Here is a 20,369-nt window from a genome sequence, read left to right as displayed (position 1 = left end):
ACCGAAGGCACGATCCTGCGCGATCCTAACTCTTGACGGAGCCGGCTGTCATGCCTGCAAGAAAGTAGCGCTGCGCGATCAGGTATAGAACCAAGAGCGGCAGAGACCCGAGAACGCTCATCGCCATCATCTCGTTCCATTCAAACGCGTGCTGGCCCATCAGCATTTCGATCCCGATGGGAACCGTTCGCATGTCCATTGACTTGGTGAGCGTCAGCGCGAACAGGAATTCGTTCCAGGACAGCAGGAAGGTATAGACGGCGGTGGCGACGATGCCTGGCACGGACAAGGGAACGATGACCCGCCACAGCGCCGTCCAGCTCGACCCGCCATCGACCAGAACGGCTTCGTCCAACTCCTTCGGCAGGGTGTTCAGATAGCCGGTCATCAACAGGATCGCATAGGGAAGGGTGAAGACCATGTAGGTCAGCACCAGCGCAAAATAGGTATCGAAGATGCGGAAGGCCACGACCATCCCGAAATAAGGGATGAGAAGCGTGATCGGCGGCACCGTCTGCGTGCTGATGATGAAGACGTTCAGCGTATTCTTTCCCCGGAACGAATAGCGGCTGAACCCGTAGGCCGTCAGAACGGCGATCAGCAACGTCAAAAGCGTGACCACGCCGGCGACGAGATAGCTGTTGAAGAAGAAGCGGAGCTTCGTCGGGTCATTGAAGATCGACAGGTAGGCGACGCTCGTGAACGTGTCCGGCAGCAGCCGCGGCGGCAATGCGAAGATCTCGGTATTGGATTTCAGCGAGGTGAAGAACATCCACAGGATCGGAAATCCTGCAAAGACCAGCCCCACCCCAAGCCCGAGATAAGTCAGGAGGGTGGGGAGCGCACTCTTGGTGAAGGAACGTCTTGCCATGGTGGTCACCGGGCCTTCTGATGTTTGATGTAGAAATATGTCACGCTCATCGACATGATCAGGATGCAGATCGCGCTCGCCGAAGCCAATGAAAACTCATAGCTCGAGAATGCCAGCTTGTAGGTATAGGTGCTCAGCACCTCGGTCGCATGGATCGGTCCACCGCCCGTCGTCATCCAGACCAGCGGGAAGACCTGCATCGTCCAGATGAAGTCCAGCAAGGCGATGCTGATGATGATCGGCATCAGTTGCGGGATGGTGATGTAGCGGAACTTTTGGACTTCATTGGCGCCGTCGATGCCGGCCGCCTCGTAGAGCTCCTTGGGGATGCCCTGCAGCCCGGCCAGAAGGCTGACCATGTAAAGCGGATAGCCGGCCCAGATATTCGCAAATGTCAGGGCATGCAGCGCGGTCTTGGTCGACGAGAACCACTCGACCTTGAAGTCGACGATGTTGAGCGCGATCAGGATGCTGTTGATGACGCCGTTGGGATCGAGCAGCAGCCGCCAGATGATGGCGATGATCACAGCCGTAAACAGCCACGGCAGAATGTAGAGGACCCGCAGGATGCTCCGAAGCGTCGGATCGATGCGCTGCGTGTTGAGCAGCAGCGCGAAGGCCAGACCGATGAGAAGGTGAAAGACGACGCTCATCACCGTGAAATAGAGCGTCTGGCCGACCGATTGCCAGAAGACCGGATCGCTGAAAATCGTCACATAGTTCTGCAGTCCGACAAAGACGGCATTCTTCTTCATGATGGCGCCATCCATCAGCGAATAGCGAAACACCGTGATCATCGGAAACAGCATCAGCAAGGAAAACAGGAAAGCGGCCGGAGCCACGTAAAGGAAGGGCACCAGCCGCTTTTTCGTCTTGTAGGAAAGCATGCCCTGCTTGCGGAGTCTCGACTTTGGGGCGCTGGGCTTTTGCATCCCGGCATGCGTTCCCATCAGAATGTCATTGGCGCTGTTCATCAGAGGTGATTTTCCACTTGGTCATGATGGATCGGTGGAGGTGCGTCGTGGCAGCGCGACACGACGCGCCGCGCTGCCAGACCGTTTTCAGCCGTGTCTACTTGGCGAATTCAACCAGCCATTGCTTCTGCGTGTTGGCAGCCGCTTCCTTTGCAGTCTGCTGGCCATCGAACATCTTCTGAACCTCGACATTCATGTCGCGCATCAGGTCTTCGGCAACCGGAAGGCCGACGAACTCATTGGCCAGGGTGCCGCTCTGGAAGATCTTGAAGGCTTCCTCAAAGAGCGGGTCCGACTTCGAGAAATCGGGCTTGGCGTTCACGTTGCCGGGAAAGGCGTTGGCGATGGACACCAGACGACCATTGACCTCCGGGCTCATCAGATATTCGACGAGCTTCCAGGCTTCCGCCTTGTGCTCGCTGCTGTCGCTGATGCCGATGCCCCAGGAGGCGTAGGGCAGTCCGCGCTTGCCGGTATAACCGTCAACGGCCGGCAAGGCCGAGATGCCGAAGTTCAGCTTGGCATTGCGTTCGCGGATCAGGTTGATGTGCGCAAGCGAGTCGACCATCATGCCGACACGGCCGTTGACGAATTCCTCGACCTTGTCCTGCTCCTTCTTGGCGAAGATACCGGGCGAGATGACGCCATCATCCTGCAGTGCCTTGATGTATTCGAGCGTTCCGACGACCGCCTCGTTTTCCAGATCGGGCTGGCCATCCTTCAGCATCGACGCACCCGAGGCCCAGACCCAGGACATGACATCGTTCTGGATGCCGCCCGGGTTCTGCAGCGCCAGCGGCAGGACCCAGCCATACTCGTTCTTGTCGGCATTGGTCATCTTCTTGGCGGCAGCCGCAAATTCGGTGCGCGTTGTCGGCATCGTTTCGATGCCGGCAGCCTTGGCCATGTCCAGATTGACGAAGACCGGGTAGACGAACGAGGCGAGCGGGAACATGACGCTCTGGCCGTTGACCTTGACGATATCGGCGATCTGGCTCTGGTCATACTTGGCATCGGCCATCAGGCTGTCCATCGACGCGATGGCGCCCTGCTTTGAAAGGCCGTTGACCCAGGCGCCGTCGAGCCCGACGACATCGCTGAGCGTCCCCGATGCCGCACCGACGACGATCTGGTCGCGCGTCGAGGAATAGGGGCCGCTGACAAGCTTGACCTTGATGCCGGGATTGGCAGCCTCAAAATCATCCATGATGCCGCGCAGGGCACCGGCCGGCATTTCCGGCTCCCACCACTGGATGAACTCGATATTGGTCTCGGCAAAGGCACAGGTCGTGCACAGTGCCCAGACAGCCGCAGCCGACTTCATCGTCGCAAGATATTTTCTGACGTTCATGTTTCCCTCCCATGGGACCTATACCTGGCTCGATCCTCCCAGATCGCAATCGAAGTAGGATCCTTTCCACAGTTTGTGTCAACGAAGAACTGCAATCACCAACACTTTGTAGAATTCATGTTGCAGTGAAATACGCATAATACATTGATATATATGAATATAATGAATTTTCCTGCAGGTTCGTTTCGTTCATTTGTGCATCGCACGCGAAGCATTTTTTCTTTACGTTCGTAAATAAATGAAAGTCTGCTTATCCAAAAGCAAAAAAATCAAAGCCTGCCGGGGGAGAACGGGCATGTGCTGCAGAGGCCACCCCAAAGGTTTACCGGATATGCAGGAACACAGGGCCTTGACCAAGACGGGCCAGAACGTTTCACGCCTGCCGGGGCAACTGCCGCTTTGCAAACAGCGCCAGGAACGAAATTTCAGACGGATAAAACGGAACATTCAAACTGGCAGCGATTGCGCAGACAGGGCAAGACTGGTGCGTATCGTTTGCGCCATCGCTCCGCTTTATCGACCGGTACACCGGCGAGCCCCTGCCCGATGTAGGCTTGGCGAACGCGGACTGCGTGAAGTGGCCATCGACCTGCTGATTGTTCGGCGCGACACGGATGACGCGATTACCGGACCGGGCGCGATCGACAAGGTCGTTGCCCTGTCGCTCTCCAGCCGGAACGGCTGCGTCTTCGCCCTCAGGTCCACTCATGCTCCTTGGGCGCATGGTGCGGTCGCTTCGATACGAGCGCGGACACGTCATCCATTGCGGCTAAAAACTGCGTCAGGTCGGCTTCATCATTGAATCCAATGAACACCATCAGCATGGATCGCGCCACGGGCTGACCTTTTTTGCGGTAGGAAAAATTGACGGCGCAGTGCGGATATTGCGCGTTGACGGCGTGAGGGGCGGAAGCACTGCCAGTCGCCATCGCGCCGGTCAGCGCAACAAACTGCCCCAGCGCGAAAAACCGATCGATGGCCGAAAACGCAGTTGCCTGTGATATCTGCTGATTCTGGCCGGTGGCTGCCGGACGACCATAATACAGACTATCCGTCTGACCCTTGCGCCGCCTGGTCTCGTAAACAACAAGGTTCCCGGCCGCGGCCAGTTCCAACCGCACATCGAATGTCTGGAACTGTTCCGACATGCGGTCCAGATCGGTAAACAATATCCTCAGGTCCGCGATGGCATCAGCGTAACGGGCAACATTCATGAAATTTCTGTCCGGGCTATACAGGATTGGCGGTGTCTGTATCCTCTGAAGGTTGCGCTGTTCGAAGTCAAATCGCCAGATGCGTCTGAGGGTCGAAGAAATGCAGCTTGGCGACATCGATCGCCAGATTGATCGACGCGCCGGATTGGACTGCGCTGACGGATTCGAACTTCGCAACGGCGTTTGCAGCCCCACTCAGATCCTCGACGGCATCCGGATCGCCGGAATCGATCCGGACCGCGTCGATACCCAGATGCACGATGAGTTCGGAACCCAGCTCCTCGATGGTTTTCACCATGGCCGGGATCGTTGCATGCTGCGATCCGGACACCAGGCTGCTGTCATAGAGATCTTCCGGGCGGATACCGAAAATGATCGTCTTGCCATCGAAGCTGGCGAGACGGGGCGAACGCTCGAAAGCGCTGGGTGGCACCGGGATCGAAAAGGCCGGCAGATGGATCCTGTCACCTTCGAGGCGGCCCTCGAACAGGTTCATCGACGGCGAACCGATGAAACCGGCGACAAACGCGTTGACCGGCCGGTTGTACAGGGTCTTGGGCGTATCGACCTGCTGCAGGATGCCACCCTTCAGCACGGCGACCCGATCACCCATGGTCAGGGCTTCCGTCTGGTCGTGCGTCACATAGATCGTCGTCACCCCGAGCTGCCGTTGCAGGCTGGCGATTTCGGCGCGCATCTGCACGCGCAGCTTGGCATCGAGGTTCGACAGGGGTTCGTCCATCAGAAAGGCCGCAGGTTCGCGAACCATCGCCCGCCCCATCGCCACCCTTTGGCGCTGGCCGCCGGAAAGGGCTGCCGGCTTGCTGTCGAGCAGTGTCTGCAATTGCAGGATCTTTGCAATTTCGTTGACGCGCTTCGTCCGTTCGGCCTTGCTCTTGCCTGCAAGCTTCATCGAAAAGGCAATGTTTTCGGAGACGGTCATATGCGGATACAGGGCATAGTTCTGAAAGACCATCGCAATGTCCCGGTCCTTCGGTGCCAGATCCTCGACATTCTCGCCGCCGATGCTGAGAGTACCGCTGGTGATCTCCTCAAGCCCGGCAATCATGCGCAAGGCGGTCGATTTCCCGCAGCCCGAAGGTCCGACCAGAATCAGAAACTCGCCATCGTTGATCGTCAGGCTCAGGTCCTTGATCGCGTGGAAATTCGTTCCGAAGGTCTTGCAGATCTTGTCCAGCACAACAACGGCCACGTCACATCCTCCCAATGATAAAACACCAAATTCTCGGCTCGTCTCGCATCCCGAAATGCCGTCCCCTCCCAGGATCGACTGTAACGGATGTTCATTCCAGGGCCGCGGGCCCAATCGGCTGCGGCGCCGGCGCCTGTTCGCCGGCCATCCATGCAACACAGGTTGCGTGATCCGGCAAAGCCATGCGGCCACCCCGCCCGGTTACCGAGATCGCCGCAGCAGCGCTGGCGAAAAGAACGCTCTCGACCGGTGACTTCCCTTGCGTAAGGGAAAATGCATAGGCCCCGTGAAAGCAATCGCCGGCGCCCGTCGTATCCACGGCCGTGACCGGGTGGGCCGGGACGTGCCAGAAGACAACGTCGTCCTTCTGCCGGACAAAGGCGCCTCTGTCTCCATCGGTCAGAACCACGGCAGAGCGTCCCTCCGACCAAAGGTTGTTCAGGATTGCCGTCACATCGCCTTCCCCGGTACTGGCCTGCGCAAACGCCAGGGGCAGCACAAGATGGTCGGACAGATCCAGCAAACGACCGGTTGCTGGGCCGACCGTCCATTCGATATCGGCGACGACCGCCAGACCCAACGCACGGGCGCGGGCAACGATCGCCTCGCCATGCGTCGCATAGCCATCGATCAGCAGGACCTGGGCTTGCGCCAGCACATCATTCGAAAGCGCATCGGAGGTTCCGTGCGGCACATCGTCATCATAGGCAATAAACCGGTCCCCGTCAGGCCCAACGGTGATGACCGAGCGGATCGGCCTTGCATCGGAACGACGCGGCGCGAAGGATATATCGACCCCTTGCCTTTCAAGTTCGAGGCCACCCATATCGGTCGACGGCGCGTCGCTCAGCCAGCCGATGAAGCCGGCGCGCCCACCCAGCCGGGCTACAGCCACCAGGGCCGTGGCCACGTTGCCGCCGTGGTCGCGCGTCCGATTGGTGACCTTTCCCTTGCCGGCGCTCAAGGGGCGATCGACATAGATGAGGTCGTCAACCGCGAGAGCACCGAAACCGAGAACCTGAAGTGCGCGGGTCACGGATCAGGCGCCTGCTGCTGCAAGCGCCTTTTCCGCGGACAGGCCGTCGTGAATGACGAACTTGAAGGCCCGTGCAGCCATTGTCGTATCCCCATGCCCCCACAGATTGCGTCCGACCACGGCACCCTTCGCCCCGGCGCGAAGCGCGTCCGATGTCTGGGTCAGCGCACCGAGGAGCGTATCCGTCTTCGGACCGCCGGCAATGACGATCGGAACCGGGCAGGTCGCCACGGTTTCCTGGAAGGAGTCAAAATCGCCCGTATAACCAACCTTGATCACATCAACGCCGGTCTCGAAGCCGATCCGCACCGCATAGGCGATTTCGTCGGGCGTGAAGACGATCTTGCCGCCTTGCTTGTAATCGCGCGGATAGACGTGGGCGACGACAGGCATTTCAAAGCGGGCGGCGGCATTCACGGTATCAGTGAGCCAGCGAATATAATGGCCCTCGGTATCGCCGCGCACCGGAATGGCGACGGCCAGGGCATCGGCACCGTAACGCACGGCATCTTCCGGCGTCGCGATCAACTGGCTAATCCGGTCATCCGCCGTGAAGCAGCCGGCCTGGATGACCAGCGCCGCCTTGCCGGCATAGGCCGACCACAGATGACGCGCAGCGCCGGGCTGGATGCTGATATAGTCCGGCTGCCCCGCCATGACCCGGGCCAGCGCGCCCGGCAGATCCGCAAGGCCGCCTTCGCGGACATTGCCGTAACCGACGAAGTGATCGACCGCGCCACCGAACAGATTTCCGGAGGAATGCGAGAACAGGCGTGACAGGCGAATTTTGGTTCCGAGGCCCATAACAGGGTATCCCTTCATGAAGTTGGTGCAAGCGTTGAGAGACCCTAACTCGAAAGTAAAACAATACTCAATATTCCGATTTCTTTCGTTTTGATTTCAGGCTATCCTCCTCAGCACAACCACGGCAAAAAAATACATCAGACCGCCAGAAATCCGTGCAAGTCGGCTTTAGACATTTCGATTTTCGAAAGTTGACGAGCACAGCGGATCGAACAGCATTCGGGATCACACATGCTTGCAGAACAACGGCGACACCAGATCATGCTGGAACTTCAACGCACCGGCCAGGCGCGCACCACCCAGCTTGCGGAGAACTTCGGCGTCTCGGAAGTGACCATCCGCTCCGACCTGGAAATACTGGATGCCAAGAAGCAACTGATCAAAACCCATGGGGGGGCCATAGCCCTGCCGTCCGGATCGCCTGCGGCCGCCTTCGAAGAACGCATGAACCGCAATTTCGACGCCAAGCGGCGGATCGCGCAGATGGCCGCTCGCCAGATCATCGACAATCAGTCCGTGGTGTTCGACAGCGGCTCGACACTTCTGCAACTCGCCATGCAGATGCCGCCGGTGACCAATGTCGTGGTGGCGACCACGGCAATGAACATTGCCCAGCATCTGATGTATCGCCCGGGCCTGGACGTGCACATGATCGGCGGCCGGGTGTTTCCCAGTACGGTCAGCACGATCGTCTCGGATTCCGACAAGGCCGTGGGCGGACTGGTGGCGCATCAGGCCTTCGTCAGCGCCCATGCGATCGATCAGTCCTTCGATGTCGTCGACGTCTCCGAGGACATTGCTCGCACCAAGCGCAATCTGGTGCGCATGGCGCGGCGTGTCATTCTTGTGGCGGATTCCAGCAAATTTGATATCGGCGCCTCCTCCAAGGCCTTTTCCCTGTCCCGGGTCGATCTCATCATCACCGACACCGGCATGCCGCACGGCATCCGGAACCGGCTGGACAAGCTGGGCGTCGAGGTCCGCTACGTCTGAGACTGGCCTTGATGACGGCCCGGGCTGACCTGCAAGGCAGGCCGCCCGATAGACCGGTCGATGCCAGCTTCTCGCCGACGATCAGCCCCCGATCATCAGCTTGACGACTTCGTCATGCGTGGTTTCGTTGATGTTGCGTTCGCCCGCAACAATCCCCCGCCGCAGCACGACGATCCGGTCGGACACGGCGAAAATGTCCTGCAGATTGTGCGAGATGAAGACCACACCGCGCCCTTGCGCCTTCAGCGACTTGATCAAAGCCACGACCTTGCGCTGTTCCGGCACGCCGAGCGCCGCCGTTGGCTCATCCATGATCAGGATGCGGGCGTTCCAGTAGACGGCGCGGCCGATGGCAACGGCCTGGCGCTGGCCGCCGGAGAAATTGCTCACAGGCGCATCGAGCCGTTTCACATGGAAGTCCAGCAGTGCCATCGTCTGGCGGGCCGCCTCCGCCATCGCCTTGCGGTCGATCACCGGCAGGAAGCCGAAGGCCTTTCGCATGGGCTCACGACCGAGAAAGATGTTGCCACCGATCGTCAGGTTGTCGGCCAGTGCAAGATCCTGATAGATCGTCTCGATGCCCTTTTCACGGGCGTCCTGCGGCGAGGAAAAGGAGACGGGCTTGCCCTCGATGAGGATCTCGCCCGACGTGGGCGCATAGACGCCGGAGATCGCCTTGATCATCGTCGTCTTGCCGGCTCCATTGTCGCCGGCCAATGCCACGACTTCGCCGGGATGCACGACAAGCGAGCAGTTTTCGAGCGCCTTCACCGCGCCGAAATGGCGGGAGAGATTGCGGACTTCGAGCAGCGGGGTTTGACTATTCATCTTGTTTTGCTCCGCTGAACCGGCGCTGCGCCTGGTCGATGAGAACGGAAATGATGATGACGACGCCGACGGCAATGAACTGCCAGAACGGTTCGACATCGAGGAAGACCAGGCCATACTGGATCACGGCGATGACCAGTGCGCCGGCGACCGTTCCGAGGATGGATCCGGATCCGCCGAAGAGACTGGCGCCACCGATGACGACGGCTGCGACGCAATCGAGCAGCAGCGGTTCGCCGGCCTGTGCGGCCCCGGCCGTGAAGCGGGCCGCATAGAGCGCGCCGCCAAGACCGGCACAGACGGACGACAAGACATAGAGCTTGAGAATATGTCCCTTGATATCGATGCCGGCCCGTCGCGCGGCCTGCGCATTGGCGCCGATCGCATAATTGTGCTGGCCGAAGCGGGTCTGGCTCAAGATGTAGTGCATGACCAGGACGAACACCGCCGTTACCAGAACGAGATAGGGAATGCCGAGGATACGGCCATTGCCGAGCATGGCGAAATATTCGTTCTTCACCGGCACCGTCGTGCCGCCGGCCAGAAGAAAGGCCGTGCCGCGTGCGACGCCGAACATGCCGAGCGTGCCGATGAAGGGCGGAACCTTCAGGCGCGAGATCAGCAGTCCGTTGATCATGCCGGGAATCGTCGCGACCAGCACAGCGACGAGAATGCCGAACAGCATGGCAAAGGGCAGCGGCATGTAGAGGCCGGCAAGATTGGTCATGTGCGCGGCGACGACGGCGGCAAGCCCCATGATGAAGCCCATCGACAGATCGATGCCGCCGGAAATGATCACGAAGGTCTGGCCGATGGCGAGCAGCAGCGGCGCGACGGCAAAAATGGCGATCGACTGCCAGTTGAATGGCGACAGGACAAAGGTCCCGCCGAAGGACAGGCGCGACCAGATTTCGAAGATGATGATCAGTGCGCCAAGAAACAGCCACGCGCGCAACTGCGCGATATGGCCAATCAGCGTCTGTGTCTGGTCGGCATGATCTGCCTGCGGCGCAATATGCGGGTCCACCTTCGGCGGCTCGTCAACGGTGCTTGTCATGGTTCGTCCGGAAATGAGGCATGCGCAATCGGCTGCGGCATGCGTTACGGTCATGCTGTTGAAATCATGCAACGGCGCAAGGGTGTGCGGCGCCCGCCTTCCGGCAAGGGCGCCGCAGCCGCTCGGATCAATCCGAGTAGATGTACTTCGCGACGTCCGGATCGGCGACATTCGCCTTGTCGATGATCGTGAAGCCGGTACCGATCGCGGTCGGGATCGAATTTCCGGTCAGGTGGGCATAGGCCGACATGACACCGAAATAGCCGATTTCCGCCGGATGCTGGGCAATGGCGACATCGACCAGACCGGAATTGATGTTGTCGACGATCGAGGTCGGCGCGTCGAAGGCGACAACCTTGATATTGCCGGTCTGCCCAGCCTGCTGGACGCCGTTTGCAGCACCCAGCGCCGAGAACAGGTTGGCACCGAAGACGCCGACGAGATCGGAGTTTCGGGCAAACACGGCCTGGAGCTGCGAAGCTGCCTTATTGGCATCATTGTCGTTGAACTGGCTTTCCAGAACTTCGATGCCTGGATGGTTTGCGGCCATCTCGTCCTTGAAGCCCTGCTCGCGCTGGTCCGTCGTGGAGATGCCCGGCTTTACGTTGGAAACGTAGACCTTGCCTTTTTCACCGACGGCCTTTGCCAGGGCGCGGGCTGCAATGGCGCCACCAAGAACGTTGTCGGACGCGATGTAGGACAGCGGGAACTCGGCATCGCCGGCGCCTGTCTGATAGATTCCGTCGCCGATGAAAGTGTCGACCGTGATGACCGGAATACCGGCATCATGAGCCTTCTTGAGCGGCTGGATCAGCTGGTCCTTGTCGGTCGGCGCAATCAGGATCGCATCCGGCTTCTTGGCGATGATCGCATCGAGCACCGGAACCTGCGTGACCGGATTGAAGTCCGGCGCACCCTGGAACACCAGCTCGGCACCGACAGCCTTCGCGGCCGCCTCGGCACCCTTGCGCATGGTGATGTAGAATGCGTCCGTCGTCAGACCCGGAACAAGGGCGATGGTGAATGTCTTGTCTTGTGCCTGGGCCGAACTGGCATACGCCGAAACGCTGATAAGCGCTGCGACCATGCTGGCCTTCAGGAATGAACGTCGTTCCATAATTTCCTCCTCATTGAAACCGGAACTCCCCTCCGGCATGTTTGCTAGTCTCGCTGCTTTTGCCACTCCGTCAAGTAATTTTTTGCTGCAATGAATTTCTTATGTCGCTTTACGGCCGCCCGATCGGCGAGCGACCGTGTCTTTGCCGATGCAGAGCGACGATGCCGCTGTTTCTTTAAGCCCGTCCGAAAATGCCGGAAATCCACGCCATGATACAAGGCATGTCCGGCTCAAGGGTTTGGTCGATCGTCATCACAGGACCAACGCCGATCGGCTCCGCGCGATCGGCAAGCGTGACCAGTTCCGAAACATACTCTGCACCTGGATGACCTGGCAACCTGTCCTTCAGGCGGCTTGCATAACGCTCACCGGCCACCTGCCCGGGGACCTTGCACCAAAGTTCCGCCGTATGATCGACCCCGGCATCCCCGATATAGCCCTCCAGAACCGACTTCGGCTGGAAGCCAAACCAGGCATCGACGATGAAGCTTGAATTCGGCGGTGCATCGCGAATGAACGACCATATGGCCTGGTAGCTGGCCTTGCCGAGGGTCCTGTTGAAATCCCTGTCAACGGTGCCGATGTGCTGCAGGAAGGGGTTCTTGATGCCGTCAAGCGATAGGATGGGCCATCCGGTCTGCTGCGACAGGCGTTGTGCCAGACGACTCTTGCCCGATGCGGGGACGCCATTGACAAGCACGACGTTTTTTCCGGATAGGCTGGCCGCAGACGGGAACGTCGACAGGCCTGCGCCGATGACACCCGCATCGTCGCCGAGATCGGCAGCAACGACCTTGGGTTGGAACCACGGGGCGGGGGCCGGCAGGCCCGCAAGCGCCCGCGCTGCCGCAGCGCCCAACCCACCGCCAAGCACGATGAGTTCGGGATCGATCGTCGCGGCCAGGCTGTCAACGGCCAGACGCAAGGGCGCTGCCCAGGCCTGCAGCACGCTGCGCGCGGCCGCATCGCCACCATCGGCCAGGGCGAAGACCTCGTCGATCGAGGGCGCGCCCATGCCGGCCTCGCGCATGTGACGGCGCAATGCCGTCCCGGAACTGAAGGTTTCGACGCATCCCTTGCGTCCGCAGGCGCAAACAGGCCCGTCCTGCGCGACAGAAAGATGCCCCAGTTGACCCGCCGTCATCCGGCCGTGGTGGATCCGGCCATCCTGGGCGACCGCGCCACCGATGCCCGTTCCGATCGTCAGCATCGCAACGCTTCGATAGCCCTTCGCAGCGCCACGGTGAATTTCCGCGATCAGGGCCATGCTGCAGTCGTTTTCGACCGTGACGGGCCGACCGAGCACTCTTTCGAGTTCGGGCACGAAATCCAGCCCTGCCAGGTTGAGAATGCCCCCGGACAGAACGGCCCTGCCCGCAACATCGACCCGTCCGGGCACGCCGACACCGACGCCAGCCTGTGCGGGAGGGTCGAGGCGGCTGACCATCTCCCGGATGCGCTCGATGACGTGCCGCGGTTCCGTCGGCGTTTGCTCCGACACCTTCCGAAGAATATCACCCTGCCGGGAGATGAGGGCGGCACGAATATTCGTACCGCCAATGTCTATGCCAACGGCAATGTCAGGCATGTTCTTTCTGTCCCTGGGGAATTCCTTGAGACCGCGCGCTTTTGAAATGAGCCGCGATGACCGCCTGGATTTCCCGCAGGCGCGGAACCGCAACGGCTTCGAGCCGCTCCCGCGTAACGGTCCGATCAAGCGATATGCAGTCTTTCCAAAGCGAACGGCCTGCGATCACGCCCGACGCTCCATTGCGCATGGCATCCTCGACCTGCCCGAGAAACGTCGCATGATCGACGCCTGCGGACAAGACCGCCCAAGGCACATCGCCCGCAAGCTTTGTCACGGCAGTGCAAGCCTCAGACGTGCCAGGATAGGGGATCTTGAGGACCTTGGATCCGCAATCGAGGCAGATCTTGCTGCCCCCGACGATCAGTGAGGGCACCAGCGCCTTGTAGGCGGCCTCGTCTTCTTCATCGAATTTATAGGTCAGAAACTCGACGACGAGCAGCAGATCTTCACGGGCGAAATCATCGATGCACTGGCGCAGGATCTCGATGTTGCGCACGTTGGCCGCATCCCGGTCCGAGCGCAGGTAGATCATGATCTTGCCACCCGTCGCCCCGAGTTCGCGCACACGGCGTGCCGTGACACCGGGAACGAGCTTGGAAAGCCTGTAGCCTTCCGGAGAGGTATCCCAGCCCGATGCGTCGAGGCCGATCAGAAGCGCGGTGTCGCGCTGGATGATGCGATCATCGACGAGCGCCGGCACCGCGCAAATGGGATCAACCAGCACACAGGAAGCCTTGCTCGCCAGAAACCGTGCAATATCGGCCTTGGTATCCCCCAGGGTCTTGTCGGAGATCGCCGCCTGTGCGGCGGGTTCCTTGGCCAACAAGCTGCGCATGCCGCCGCGCTGATCACAGGCAATCACCATCATGGCGCCATCATTGCCGCAAATCTGCTGGTAGCCGCGCATTTCTGCCGTCGTCAATCTGGACATCAAAGTCCTCCCTCTCTGTCACCCATCCGGGATTCTGGAAATTCTTCCGCCCCAAGACCGGGAGCGAAAGTCGCTGCTGAACACCGGAAGTCCGCTTTCGCCGCAAAATCATTGCGAAATGCGCGCATTTAAGCGATAACTCCCGCACGTCCCGATGTGTGTAACACATTGCAGAAAGGAATTTCAACCTGAATTCGTCCCAGTCACAGGAGGCTATGGCAAGCCGTACCTTGCTACACATGGTCGCGAAACTGCACTATCAGTCGGATATGTCGCAGGTCGAAATCGCCAAAAAGCTAGGTTTATCAACTGCTACAGTCTCGCGTCTGCTGCAGAAAGCGCGGACCGCCGGTATCGTCCGCATCGAGGTCATCGACCTTTCGCCTTCGGAAGATTTGACGGCCGCCCTGGTGGATGCGCTGAAATTGCAGACGGCGGCCGTCATCGATGCCCCGCCAGCCAATGTTCTGAGCGCACTCGCACCGGCCGTCGGCTCCCTTTTGAAGCAGGCCGGACTGCGATCCGGCTCGACGCTGGGCATCGGCTGGGGACGAGCTGTGCGGCAAGTTACGCTGGCTGGCCTTCCACCGTTTCCCGGCGTCACCACCGTGGCGCTCAACGGCGGCATGCAGCAGGCCGCTCCGCACTTCCAGACCAATGAATTCGTCCGCCAGGCCGCCGAACAATTGGGCGGTAGCCCGCATTTCCTGCACGCGCCCTATATCTCGTCGTCTGAACTGCGCGACGCTTTCCTGGCCGACCCGACGGTCCAGCAGGTGACAGCCCTCTGGAACAAGCTGGATGCCGCAATCGTCGGGGTCGGCCTGAGGCACTCTGCAAATCCTTCGGAAGCAACAGGTGCTTTGCCCGGTGAAAAGGCACTGAGCCAGGCGGCCGGCGACGTCCTGCGCCACTACGTCACCGAGAGCGGCGAAATCCTGCACTGGGATGGCGAGGAGCGTATGATCGCTGCCACGCCACAGCAACTCCGCAAGGTGCCCCTGACCATTGCCGTCGCGGCGACGCCAGCCAAGGCGCCAGGCATTATCGGGGCGGCACGATCCGGCATGATCAACGCACTGGTGACAGACGTGAACACCGCACAGGCCATCCTCGATCGCCTGTCCATCGCCAATTGAGGACCCTGCCGTGATGTCGATCGTACCTGTACCGCCCCATGCCGACAAATCCTTCGGTGCCTTCCTGTTCGATATGGATGGAACCATCCTGAATTCGATCGCGGTTGCCGAACGGGTCTGGACGGAATGGGCCGTGCGGCAGGGCGTCAATGTCGAGGCCCTGCTGGCGACAATTCATGGGCGAAAGGCGATCGAGACAATCACGCACCTGGGCCTTGCCGGAGTTGATCCCGCAGAAGAGGTCCGGCTGCTCACACTGGCCGAGATCGCCGATCTCGAAGGCGTCGAAGCGATCGCCGGGGCCGTCGCATTTCTGGACGCCCTGCCGGCGGATCGCTGGGCGATCGTCACATCCGCACCAAGAGCCCTGGCACTGGTTCGCCTCGAGGCGGCGGGCTTTCGCACAGCGCCGCTCTTGATCGCCGGCGAGGACGTTGAGAACGGCAAGCCGGCGCCGGACTGCTTTCTGCTCGCAGCGGAAAGACTGGGGCATGCGATCGAGGATTGCCTTGTCTTCGAGGATGCACCGGCCGGCATCGAGGCGGCCGAGGCGTCGGGCGCCAGTGTGATGGTCGTGACGGCCACGCATCGCACCCGCCTGGAAACGTCACACCCCGGCATCGCCGACTACAACCACATCATCGGCCATCTCGCAGCCGACAGGTTCCTGCGCCTGCACCCGAAAGCCAGATAGGTCCCATAAGCCCGATAAGCATTCGGTCGGGACCAAACACGCGTCAGGGCTTCGCCGTCGCAATCGCATCGGCATAGATGTCGAGCACGCGGGTAATGCTGGCGATCGTCAGGGCACGGGCCTCCGGAGCCACCTCTCCAGCCGCGACCTGCGGTTCCAGATGGGCAAGGAACTGACTGACCAGCGGGCGCGGGATGGTAACTCCCTCAAGGGCCTCCATGAGTTCTGCAACTGCCGCCTGCGCTTCCGGCAATGGCCAGTAGTATCGGATGCGATCGCTGAACGAATAGTGACGATGGATCCGCTGCTCGGCTGCTGTGCCGGGATAATGTGTCTGCCAGTGACCGGGCGCTGACAGCATGAGGGCCTCCATGACGGCAGGCAGCGGGACCGTGATCTTCTCAGGCACGAGAAGTCCGGCAATCGCGCTCAGACCATACAAAGCCTCCCGCAACGCAAAGGTCAGCCAGGGCCCGACCTTCAGGATGGCAAATCCCTGCGAGACCAGATCGCGCAGCCCGTCCTGACTTTGATAGTCGGTCGAATGTGCCTCGAAGACGAATTGCGGCAGCTCCGCAAGTGCCGCCACCAGAGCGGTGGCCGGCGCTGTCGCATAGCCGATCACATCCGCATTCCCAAATTCAACACCTGGCTGAACGACAACGCCGATGGCGCGACCAAAAGCTTCATCGAGCCCCAGTTCCGCAAATGCGGTGCGGTGCACCTCAACCGTGGCCCGCAGGTCCTGTGGTGTGGTGACATGCAGGTGATCCAGCGCCTCGACGGCGCCACCCGGCACCGGCACCTCGGTGCCGATGATATAGCTTGGCGACGGCGTCCCAGACCGGCGCATCCTGGCTTCGGCCACGACTGCCAGTTCAGCCGCCCGCGTCGCAATCGTCGTGTCGGGAAGAATGGCGGGATCCCCCGCACAGGCCATGCTCGTGTCCAGATGAAGCTTTGTAAAACCGGCGGCGGCGTAGGCATCGATCATCGCGCCGGCCTTGCGCATCGCTTCGCCGGCAGCCAGGTGCTTCCAGGGGTTCGGGCCAAGGTGATCCCCGCCAAGAATAAGCCGTTCCAGGGGAAAGCCGACCTTGGCGGCGATGCCTTCGACAAAGAGCCTGAAAGCTGCAGGCGTCATGCCGGTATAGCCGCCATCCTGATTGACCTGATTGCAGGTGGCTTCGATCAGCACATCGGCCCGGCGCTGCCTGCCCTGCAGGAGCGCCGCCTCGATGACCAGCGGATGGGCGGAACAAACCGACGTGATGCCGGAAGGCTTGCCCCGGAAACGCTCTGCCGGCAGGCGTGCCAGTCGCTGCGTCGCGGAACTCATGACAGCCTCCCCTGATCCCAATCCGGGTCTGAATCCAGCAGAAACCTCTCCACCCCCGCGAGCGTGGCAATCCCTTCCATCGGCCCCTTGCGGGTCACGGCGAGCGCCCCGCAGGCACAGGCAGCCTTCAAGGCAATGTGCGGTTCGACGCCCCGAAGCCAGAAGGAAACAAAGCCCGCTCCGAAACAATCGCCGGCCCCGGTCGGATCGATCTCGATTACGGGAAAAGCTGGCGCCGAAACGCTGCCATGCCTGTCATAGTAGACGGCGCCTTGTGCACCCTTCTTGACGATCACAGCCGAAACGCCACGGGCCAGCATGTCCGCAACCGCCAAGGCCTCATCGGTCGATGCTGTAAAAAGGAACAGCTCCTCGCCCGAAGGCAGGAAGATATCCGTCAGCGCCAGAACCCGGTCCAGCGCCTCGCGCATGCCGGGCAGGCCGATGATTTCCTTGCGAATATTGGGATCGAAGGACACGGTGCCGCCCTTGCGCTTGACGATCTCCAGGCTCGTGAGGATGGCAGCAGTCGCCGGCTCGGAGAACAGCGAGGACCCCGTGACGTGCACATGATCGGCACCAGCCAGAAGCGCCTGCGCCGCCGCGTCGATCGCCATTGATCCCGCCGCGCTGTGCTTGATGTTGAAGACGAAATGACGTGAGCCATCTCCACGGTAGGTGACAAACGCCGTTCCCGTCGACTGGTCCTTGTGAACCGCGACAGCCGAGATATCCGAACCCCAGTCCCGCAACCTGTCGATGGTCATCCATCCGAAATCATCGTCGCCGACGGCGCTGATCAGGCCTGTCGGCTGCCCCAGACGCGCGGCCTGGGCTATGAAGATGGCCGGCGCGCCCGAGGGGAAGGGACCGTGTAGCAGGCCCGGCGCACCCAGGCTCTGATCGAGCCGGTCGGCCATGATTTCAACGAGAATTTCCCCGGCGCAGACGAGCTTTTTCATGAGGGACACCAATCGCTTTCAGAGATGTTTTAAAAATCGACGCCAGCGCAGCGACCTATGGGTTTAGGCAATCCCTTCTAGGACATGCGCTAAACCTGTCAATTCAAAACTTGACGCGCGTAATATTATCTCGCAACGCAGTCGACGACAAAACTTTCCAATGACTTTCCGCGACCGGTTGCACTCGAGGCCATCCGGCCGCATAAGAACAGAATGCGCGCTTGGCGGCACAACACGTGAACTGACGGTCGATGGAAAAATCAACACACAAGACGATGGAGGACTTCGCCAAGTCCTGCGGCATCTCTCGCCCGACGCTGTCCAAGTATTTTCACGATCCGACCAGCGTCAAACCCGCGACACGGACACTGATCGAGGCAGCGCTCCGGTCGACGGACTATCAGCCCAACCTCTACGCCCGCAACCTCAACCGCAAGCAGACCCGCAATGTCGGCATTCTCGTACCGGCCCTGACGGACCCTTTTTATGCCGAAATGGTCAACCGGCTGGAACTGCGCCTGCGCGATGAAGGCTACTGGCCGATCGTGATATCCTCGCATGGCCTGGCCGAACTGGAGGCAGAGGCAATCAAGACGATGCTGTCGCTGAAGGTGGCAGGCGCGGTGGTTGCTCCGCTCGGGCTCAAATCCGATCCGCGCGTGTTCGAGAGGCTCGCCCAGAACCTGCCCTTCGTCTATTTCGATACCTATATCGAGGGAACCACGCCGTTTATCGGCAACAACAATCACCAGAGCATTGCAACGATTGTCGATTATCTCTGCCGGTCCGGAGATGCGCCCGCCTATTTCGATATTCCGCACGTCAATCACAACTCGCCGGAACGCCGTGCAAGCTACATCGCCACGATGGAAGCCCAGGGCCATGAGCCAATGGTGATCGAAACGAATGCCGAGTACACGTGGGATTTCGAGCGGATCGGATATGAGCAGATGGACGGCGTGCTGACGGCCAACCGGCTTCCGAGCCGGACCATCCTGTGCGCCAACGATCGCCTGGCGTTTGGCGTCATGGCGGCAGCCTTTGCCCATCGGCTGAAGATCGGCCGCAAGAAGGGCGACAATCTGCGCATTGCCGCCCATGACGACCATCCCCTGAGCCGCTACACCTGTCCGCCGCTGACGACGATGGGCCAGGATTTTGCCGCCATGACTGCCGGCAGCGTCGACATGCTGCTGGCTTTGCTGGGTGACAGGGAGGCGCAGGATCCGGCGCTGCCACAGAAGATCAGCCTCGACGGGACCCTGGTGATGCGCAAATCGGCATAGAGCGAGGGCAGTTCTTCAGCCGTCCCCCTGCTCGAAACCATGCCACGCCGCCACAGCTTCCTCGACGGCCTGTCGGGCTGCGGGGATGTATCTGCCCATCGAGACGAAGCCGTGGATTTGGTCCGTCCAGTGGCGCAGCACGACGGGAACACCATGCGTCCGCAGGCGATCGGCATAGGCAACGCCCTCGTCGGCCAGAATATCCAGCCCGGCAATGGCGATGAAGGCCGGAGGCGCACCTTCCAGGCGCTCTGCCCGGAGCGGCGAGACACGCCAGTCGGCAATGTCGGCCGCATCCCGGATATAGTGATCGCGAAACCATTGCATGGTTGCCGCGGTCAAGCCAAAGCCCGTCGAGAACCGGCGATAGCTCTCTGCCGTCTGGGCCGCATCGGTATTCGGATAGAGCAGCAATTGCGCGGCAATCGGCGGGACCTGACCGGCACCGGACATCAGCGCGAGCACGGCTGCAAGATTGCCACCGGCACTGTCGCCGGCAACGGCAAGACGGCTTGGGTCAAGGCCGAGGTCGGCAGCTGAAGACGCCATGAAGGCCAGGCTGGCCACACAATCCGTCAAGCCCTCGGGAAACCTGTGTTCGGGCGCAAGCCGGTAATCCGGACAGATCACGGTGCAGGCGGCACGATTGGCAAACCAGCGGCAGATCTCGTCATGGGATTCCAGATTGCCGATCACCCAGCCGCCACCATGCAGATAGAGCAGGCCCGGACCGTTGCGCTCCGGCGCGCCGATACCGCGATAGACGCGCAGGGTGATAGCGCCGTTCGGTCCGTCGATATGACGATCTTCGATCGTGGCAACGGCCTCCCGGTCGCCCTGCAGGGTCGGGCAGGTCGCATCATAGTCGGCCCGCGCCCGTTGTGGGCTGCCGGTTTCAAATGGACGCGGTACCTGTTCCGCCCCCAGTTCCAGCACGCGCCGCGCGCCCACATCCATCTCTGCCATGCT

The 20,369-nt window shown here is 60.8% G+C and carries 19 protein-coding genes; 4 read left to right on the top strand and 15 right to left on the bottom strand.

From position 1 onward, the window contains the following. Nucleotides 1-25 precede the first annotated feature (25 nt). The 7 genes from AX760_RS05120 to AX760_RS05090 form a co-directional block, all read right to left on the bottom strand. Entirely contained in the window at nucleotides 26-871 is an 846-nt protein-coding gene (locus AX760_RS05120; protein ID WP_071831972.1) for a carbohydrate ABC transporter permease, read from the bottom strand. A 5-nt stretch (nucleotides 872-876) separates the two neighbouring features. Next, nucleotides 877-1,845 carry a carbohydrate ABC transporter permease gene (locus tag AX760_RS05115; RefSeq protein ID WP_425348813.1) on the bottom strand — a complete coding sequence of 323 codons (969 nt, stop codon included), beginning with the start codon at nucleotides 1,843-1,845 and terminating at the stop codon, nucleotides 877-879. A gap of 97 nt (nucleotides 1,846-1,942) precedes the next feature. Next, nucleotides 1,943-3,196, bottom strand: a complete 1,254-nt coding sequence (locus AX760_RS05110; protein ID WP_071831909.1) for an ABC transporter substrate-binding protein — start codon at nucleotides 3,194-3,196, stop codon at nucleotides 1,943-1,945. Nucleotides 3,197-3,891: 695 nt separating this feature from the next. Then, nucleotides 3,892-4,410, bottom strand: coding sequence for a hypothetical protein (locus AX760_RS05105; RefSeq protein WP_071831908.1), 519 nt, complete (start codon nucleotides 4,408-4,410; stop codon nucleotides 3,892-3,894). 67 nt (nucleotides 4,411-4,477) lie between these two features. After that, the gene (locus AX760_RS05100; RefSeq protein ID WP_071831907.1) at nucleotides 4,478-5,623 is read right to left on the bottom strand and encodes an ABC transporter ATP-binding protein; all 1,146 of its coding nucleotides are present in this window, start codon (nucleotides 5,621-5,623) and stop codon (nucleotides 4,478-4,480) included. Between the two features lie 91 nt (nucleotides 5,624-5,714). Next, nucleotides 5,715-6,659, bottom strand: a complete 945-nt coding sequence (locus tag AX760_RS05095; RefSeq protein WP_071831906.1) for a PfkB family carbohydrate kinase — start codon at nucleotides 6,657-6,659, stop codon at nucleotides 5,715-5,717. A 3-nt stretch (nucleotides 6,660-6,662) separates the two neighbouring features. After that, a complete protein-coding gene (locus tag AX760_RS05090; RefSeq protein WP_071831905.1) occupies nucleotides 6,663-7,463 on the bottom strand; it encodes a beta/alpha barrel domain-containing protein in 801 nt (266 codons plus the stop codon). A 231-nt stretch (nucleotides 7,464-7,694) separates the two neighbouring features. Between AX760_RS05090 and AX760_RS05085 the strand changes: the two genes are divergently transcribed. Continuing rightward, nucleotides 7,695-8,456 carry a DeoR/GlpR family DNA-binding transcription regulator gene (locus tag AX760_RS05085; RefSeq protein WP_071831904.1) on the top strand — a complete coding sequence of 254 codons (762 nt, stop codon included), beginning with the start codon at nucleotides 7,695-7,697 and terminating at the stop codon, nucleotides 8,454-8,456. An 81-nt stretch (nucleotides 8,457-8,537) separates the two neighbouring features. On the opposite strand, the gene AX760_RS05080 is transcribed toward AX760_RS05085, so the two are convergent. From AX760_RS05080 to AX760_RS05060, 5 genes are all read right to left on the bottom strand, one after another. Beyond that, complete coding sequence (locus tag AX760_RS05080; protein ID WP_071831903.1) at nucleotides 8,538-9,284, bottom strand: ATP-binding cassette domain-containing protein; 747 nt, start codon at nucleotides 9,282-9,284, stop codon at nucleotides 8,538-8,540. Further along, nucleotides 9,277-10,341, bottom strand: coding sequence for an ABC transporter permease subunit (locus AX760_RS05075; RefSeq protein ID WP_071831971.1), 1,065 nt, complete (start codon nucleotides 10,339-10,341; stop codon nucleotides 9,277-9,279). The genes AX760_RS05080 and AX760_RS05075 overlap by 8 nt, the downstream gene beginning before the upstream one ends. A gap of 127 nt (nucleotides 10,342-10,468) precedes the next feature. Then, nucleotides 10,469-11,458, bottom strand: coding sequence for an ABC transporter substrate-binding protein (locus AX760_RS05070; RefSeq protein WP_071831902.1), 990 nt, complete (start codon nucleotides 11,456-11,458; stop codon nucleotides 10,469-10,471). A 175-nt stretch (nucleotides 11,459-11,633) separates the two neighbouring features. Continuing rightward, nucleotides 11,634-13,046 (bottom strand): ROK family protein, encoded by a 1,413-nt coding sequence (locus tag AX760_RS05065; protein WP_071831901.1) that lies wholly within the window; start codon nucleotides 13,044-13,046, stop codon nucleotides 11,634-11,636. Beyond that, entirely contained in the window at nucleotides 13,039-13,980 is a 942-nt protein-coding gene (locus AX760_RS05060) for a tagatose-bisphosphate aldolase (protein ID WP_071831900.1), read from the bottom strand. The genes AX760_RS05065 and AX760_RS05060 overlap by 8 nt, the downstream gene beginning before the upstream one ends. Before the next feature lie 215 nt (nucleotides 13,981-14,195). Between AX760_RS05060 and AX760_RS05055 the strand changes: the two genes are divergently transcribed. Then, nucleotides 14,196-15,119 (top strand): sugar-binding transcriptional regulator, encoded by a 924-nt coding sequence (locus AX760_RS05055; protein WP_071831899.1) that lies wholly within the window; start codon nucleotides 14,196-14,198, stop codon nucleotides 15,117-15,119. A gap of 13 nt (nucleotides 15,120-15,132) precedes the next feature. Then, nucleotides 15,133-15,813 (top strand): HAD-IA family hydrolase, encoded by a 681-nt coding sequence (locus AX760_RS05050; RefSeq protein WP_071831898.1) that lies wholly within the window; start codon nucleotides 15,133-15,135, stop codon nucleotides 15,811-15,813. 43 nt (nucleotides 15,814-15,856) lie between these two features. On the opposite strand, the gene AX760_RS05045 is transcribed toward AX760_RS05050, so the two are convergent. Together AX760_RS05045 and AX760_RS05040 are read right to left on the bottom strand one after the other, a co-directional pair. Further along, complete coding sequence (locus tag AX760_RS05045; RefSeq protein WP_071831897.1) at nucleotides 15,857-17,152, bottom strand: D-tagatose-bisphosphate aldolase, class II, non-catalytic subunit; 1,296 nt, start codon at nucleotides 17,150-17,152, stop codon at nucleotides 15,857-15,859. After that, on the bottom strand, nucleotides 17,149-18,114 hold the full coding sequence (locus AX760_RS05040) for a sugar kinase (protein WP_071831896.1): 966 nt from the start codon (nucleotides 18,112-18,114) through the stop codon (nucleotides 17,149-17,151). Before AX760_RS05040 ends, AX760_RS05045 begins: the two co-directional genes overlap by 4 nt. A gap of 251 nt (nucleotides 18,115-18,365) precedes the next feature. Between AX760_RS05040 and AX760_RS05035 the strand changes: the two genes are divergently transcribed. Further along, on the top strand, nucleotides 18,366-19,400 hold the full coding sequence (locus AX760_RS05035) for a LacI family DNA-binding transcriptional regulator (protein WP_071831895.1): 1,035 nt from the start codon (nucleotides 18,366-18,368) through the stop codon (nucleotides 19,398-19,400). Between the two features lie 15 nt (nucleotides 19,401-19,415). Here the strand turns inward: AX760_RS05035 and AX760_RS05030 are convergent, their stop codons facing one another. After that, nucleotides 19,416-20,366, bottom strand: coding sequence for an alpha/beta hydrolase (locus AX760_RS05030; protein ID WP_071831894.1), 951 nt, complete (start codon nucleotides 20,364-20,366; stop codon nucleotides 19,416-19,418). Nucleotides 20,367-20,369 lie beyond the last annotated feature (3 nt).

It is taken from the genome of Pararhizobium antarcticum, from assembly GCF_001885585.1.
GTDB lineage: Bacteria > Pseudomonadota > Alphaproteobacteria > Rhizobiales > Rhizobiaceae > Pararhizobium > Pararhizobium antarcticum.
The sequence above is the reverse complement of the archived record's forward strand: the minus strand, read 5'-3'. Positions and strand labels throughout refer to the sequence as shown.

Bases quoted from the DNA above. Each gene is read 5' to 3' on its own strand.
- AX760_RS05120 (WP_071831972.1), bottom strand. From the start codon at position 871: ATGGCAAGACGTTCCTTCACCAAGAGTGCGCTCCCCACCCTCCTGACT.
- AX760_RS05115 (WP_425348813.1), bottom strand. From the start codon at position 1,845: ATGAACAGCGCCAATGACATTCTGATGGGAACGCATGCCGGGATGCAA.
- AX760_RS05110 (WP_071831909.1), bottom strand. From the start codon at position 3,196: ATGAACGTCAGAAAATATCTTGCGACGATGAAGTCGGCTGCGGCTGTC.
- AX760_RS05105 (WP_071831908.1), bottom strand. From the start codon at position 4,410: ATGAATGTTGCCCGTTACGCTGATGCCATCGCGGACCTGAGGATATTG.
- AX760_RS05090 (WP_071831905.1), bottom strand. From the start codon at position 7,463: ATGGGCCTCGGAACCAAAATTCGCCTGTCACGCCTGTTCTCGCATTCC.
- AX760_RS05085 (WP_071831904.1), top strand. From the start codon at position 7,695: ATGCTTGCAGAACAACGGCGACACCAGATCATGCTGGAACTTCAACGC.
- AX760_RS05080 (WP_071831903.1), bottom strand. From the start codon at position 9,284: ATGAATAGTCAAACCCCGCTGCTCGAAGTCCGCAATCTCTCCCGCCAT.
- AX760_RS05075 (WP_071831971.1), bottom strand. From the start codon at position 10,341: ATGACAAGCACCGTTGACGAGCCGCCGAAGGTGGACCCGCATATTGCG.
- AX760_RS05070 (WP_071831902.1), bottom strand. From the start codon at position 11,458: ATGGAACGACGTTCATTCCTGAAGGCCAGCATGGTCGCAGCGCTTATC.
- AX760_RS05065 (WP_071831901.1), bottom strand. From the start codon at position 13,046: ATGCCTGACATTGCCGTTGGCATAGACATTGGCGGTACGAATATTCGT.
- AX760_RS05060 (WP_071831900.1), bottom strand. From the start codon at position 13,980: ATGTCCAGATTGACGACGGCAGAAATGCGCGGCTACCAGCAGATTTGC.
- AX760_RS05055 (WP_071831899.1), top strand. From the start codon at position 14,196: ATGGCAAGCCGTACCTTGCTACACATGGTCGCGAAACTGCACTATCAG.
- AX760_RS05050 (WP_071831898.1), top strand. From the start codon at position 15,133: ATGTCGATCGTACCTGTACCGCCCCATGCCGACAAATCCTTCGGTGCC.
- AX760_RS05045 (WP_071831897.1), bottom strand. From the start codon at position 17,152: ATGAGTTCCGCGACGCAGCGACTGGCACGCCTGCCGGCAGAGCGTTTC.
- AX760_RS05040 (WP_071831896.1), bottom strand. From the start codon at position 18,114: ATGAAAAAGCTCGTCTGCGCCGGGGAAATTCTCGTTGAAATCATGGCC.
- AX760_RS05035 (WP_071831895.1), top strand. From the start codon at position 18,366: ATGGAAAAATCAACACACAAGACGATGGAGGACTTCGCCAAGTCCTGC.
- AX760_RS05030 (WP_071831894.1), bottom strand. From the start codon at position 20,366: ATGGCAGAGATGGATGTGGGCGCGCGGCGCGTGCTGGAACTGGGGGCG.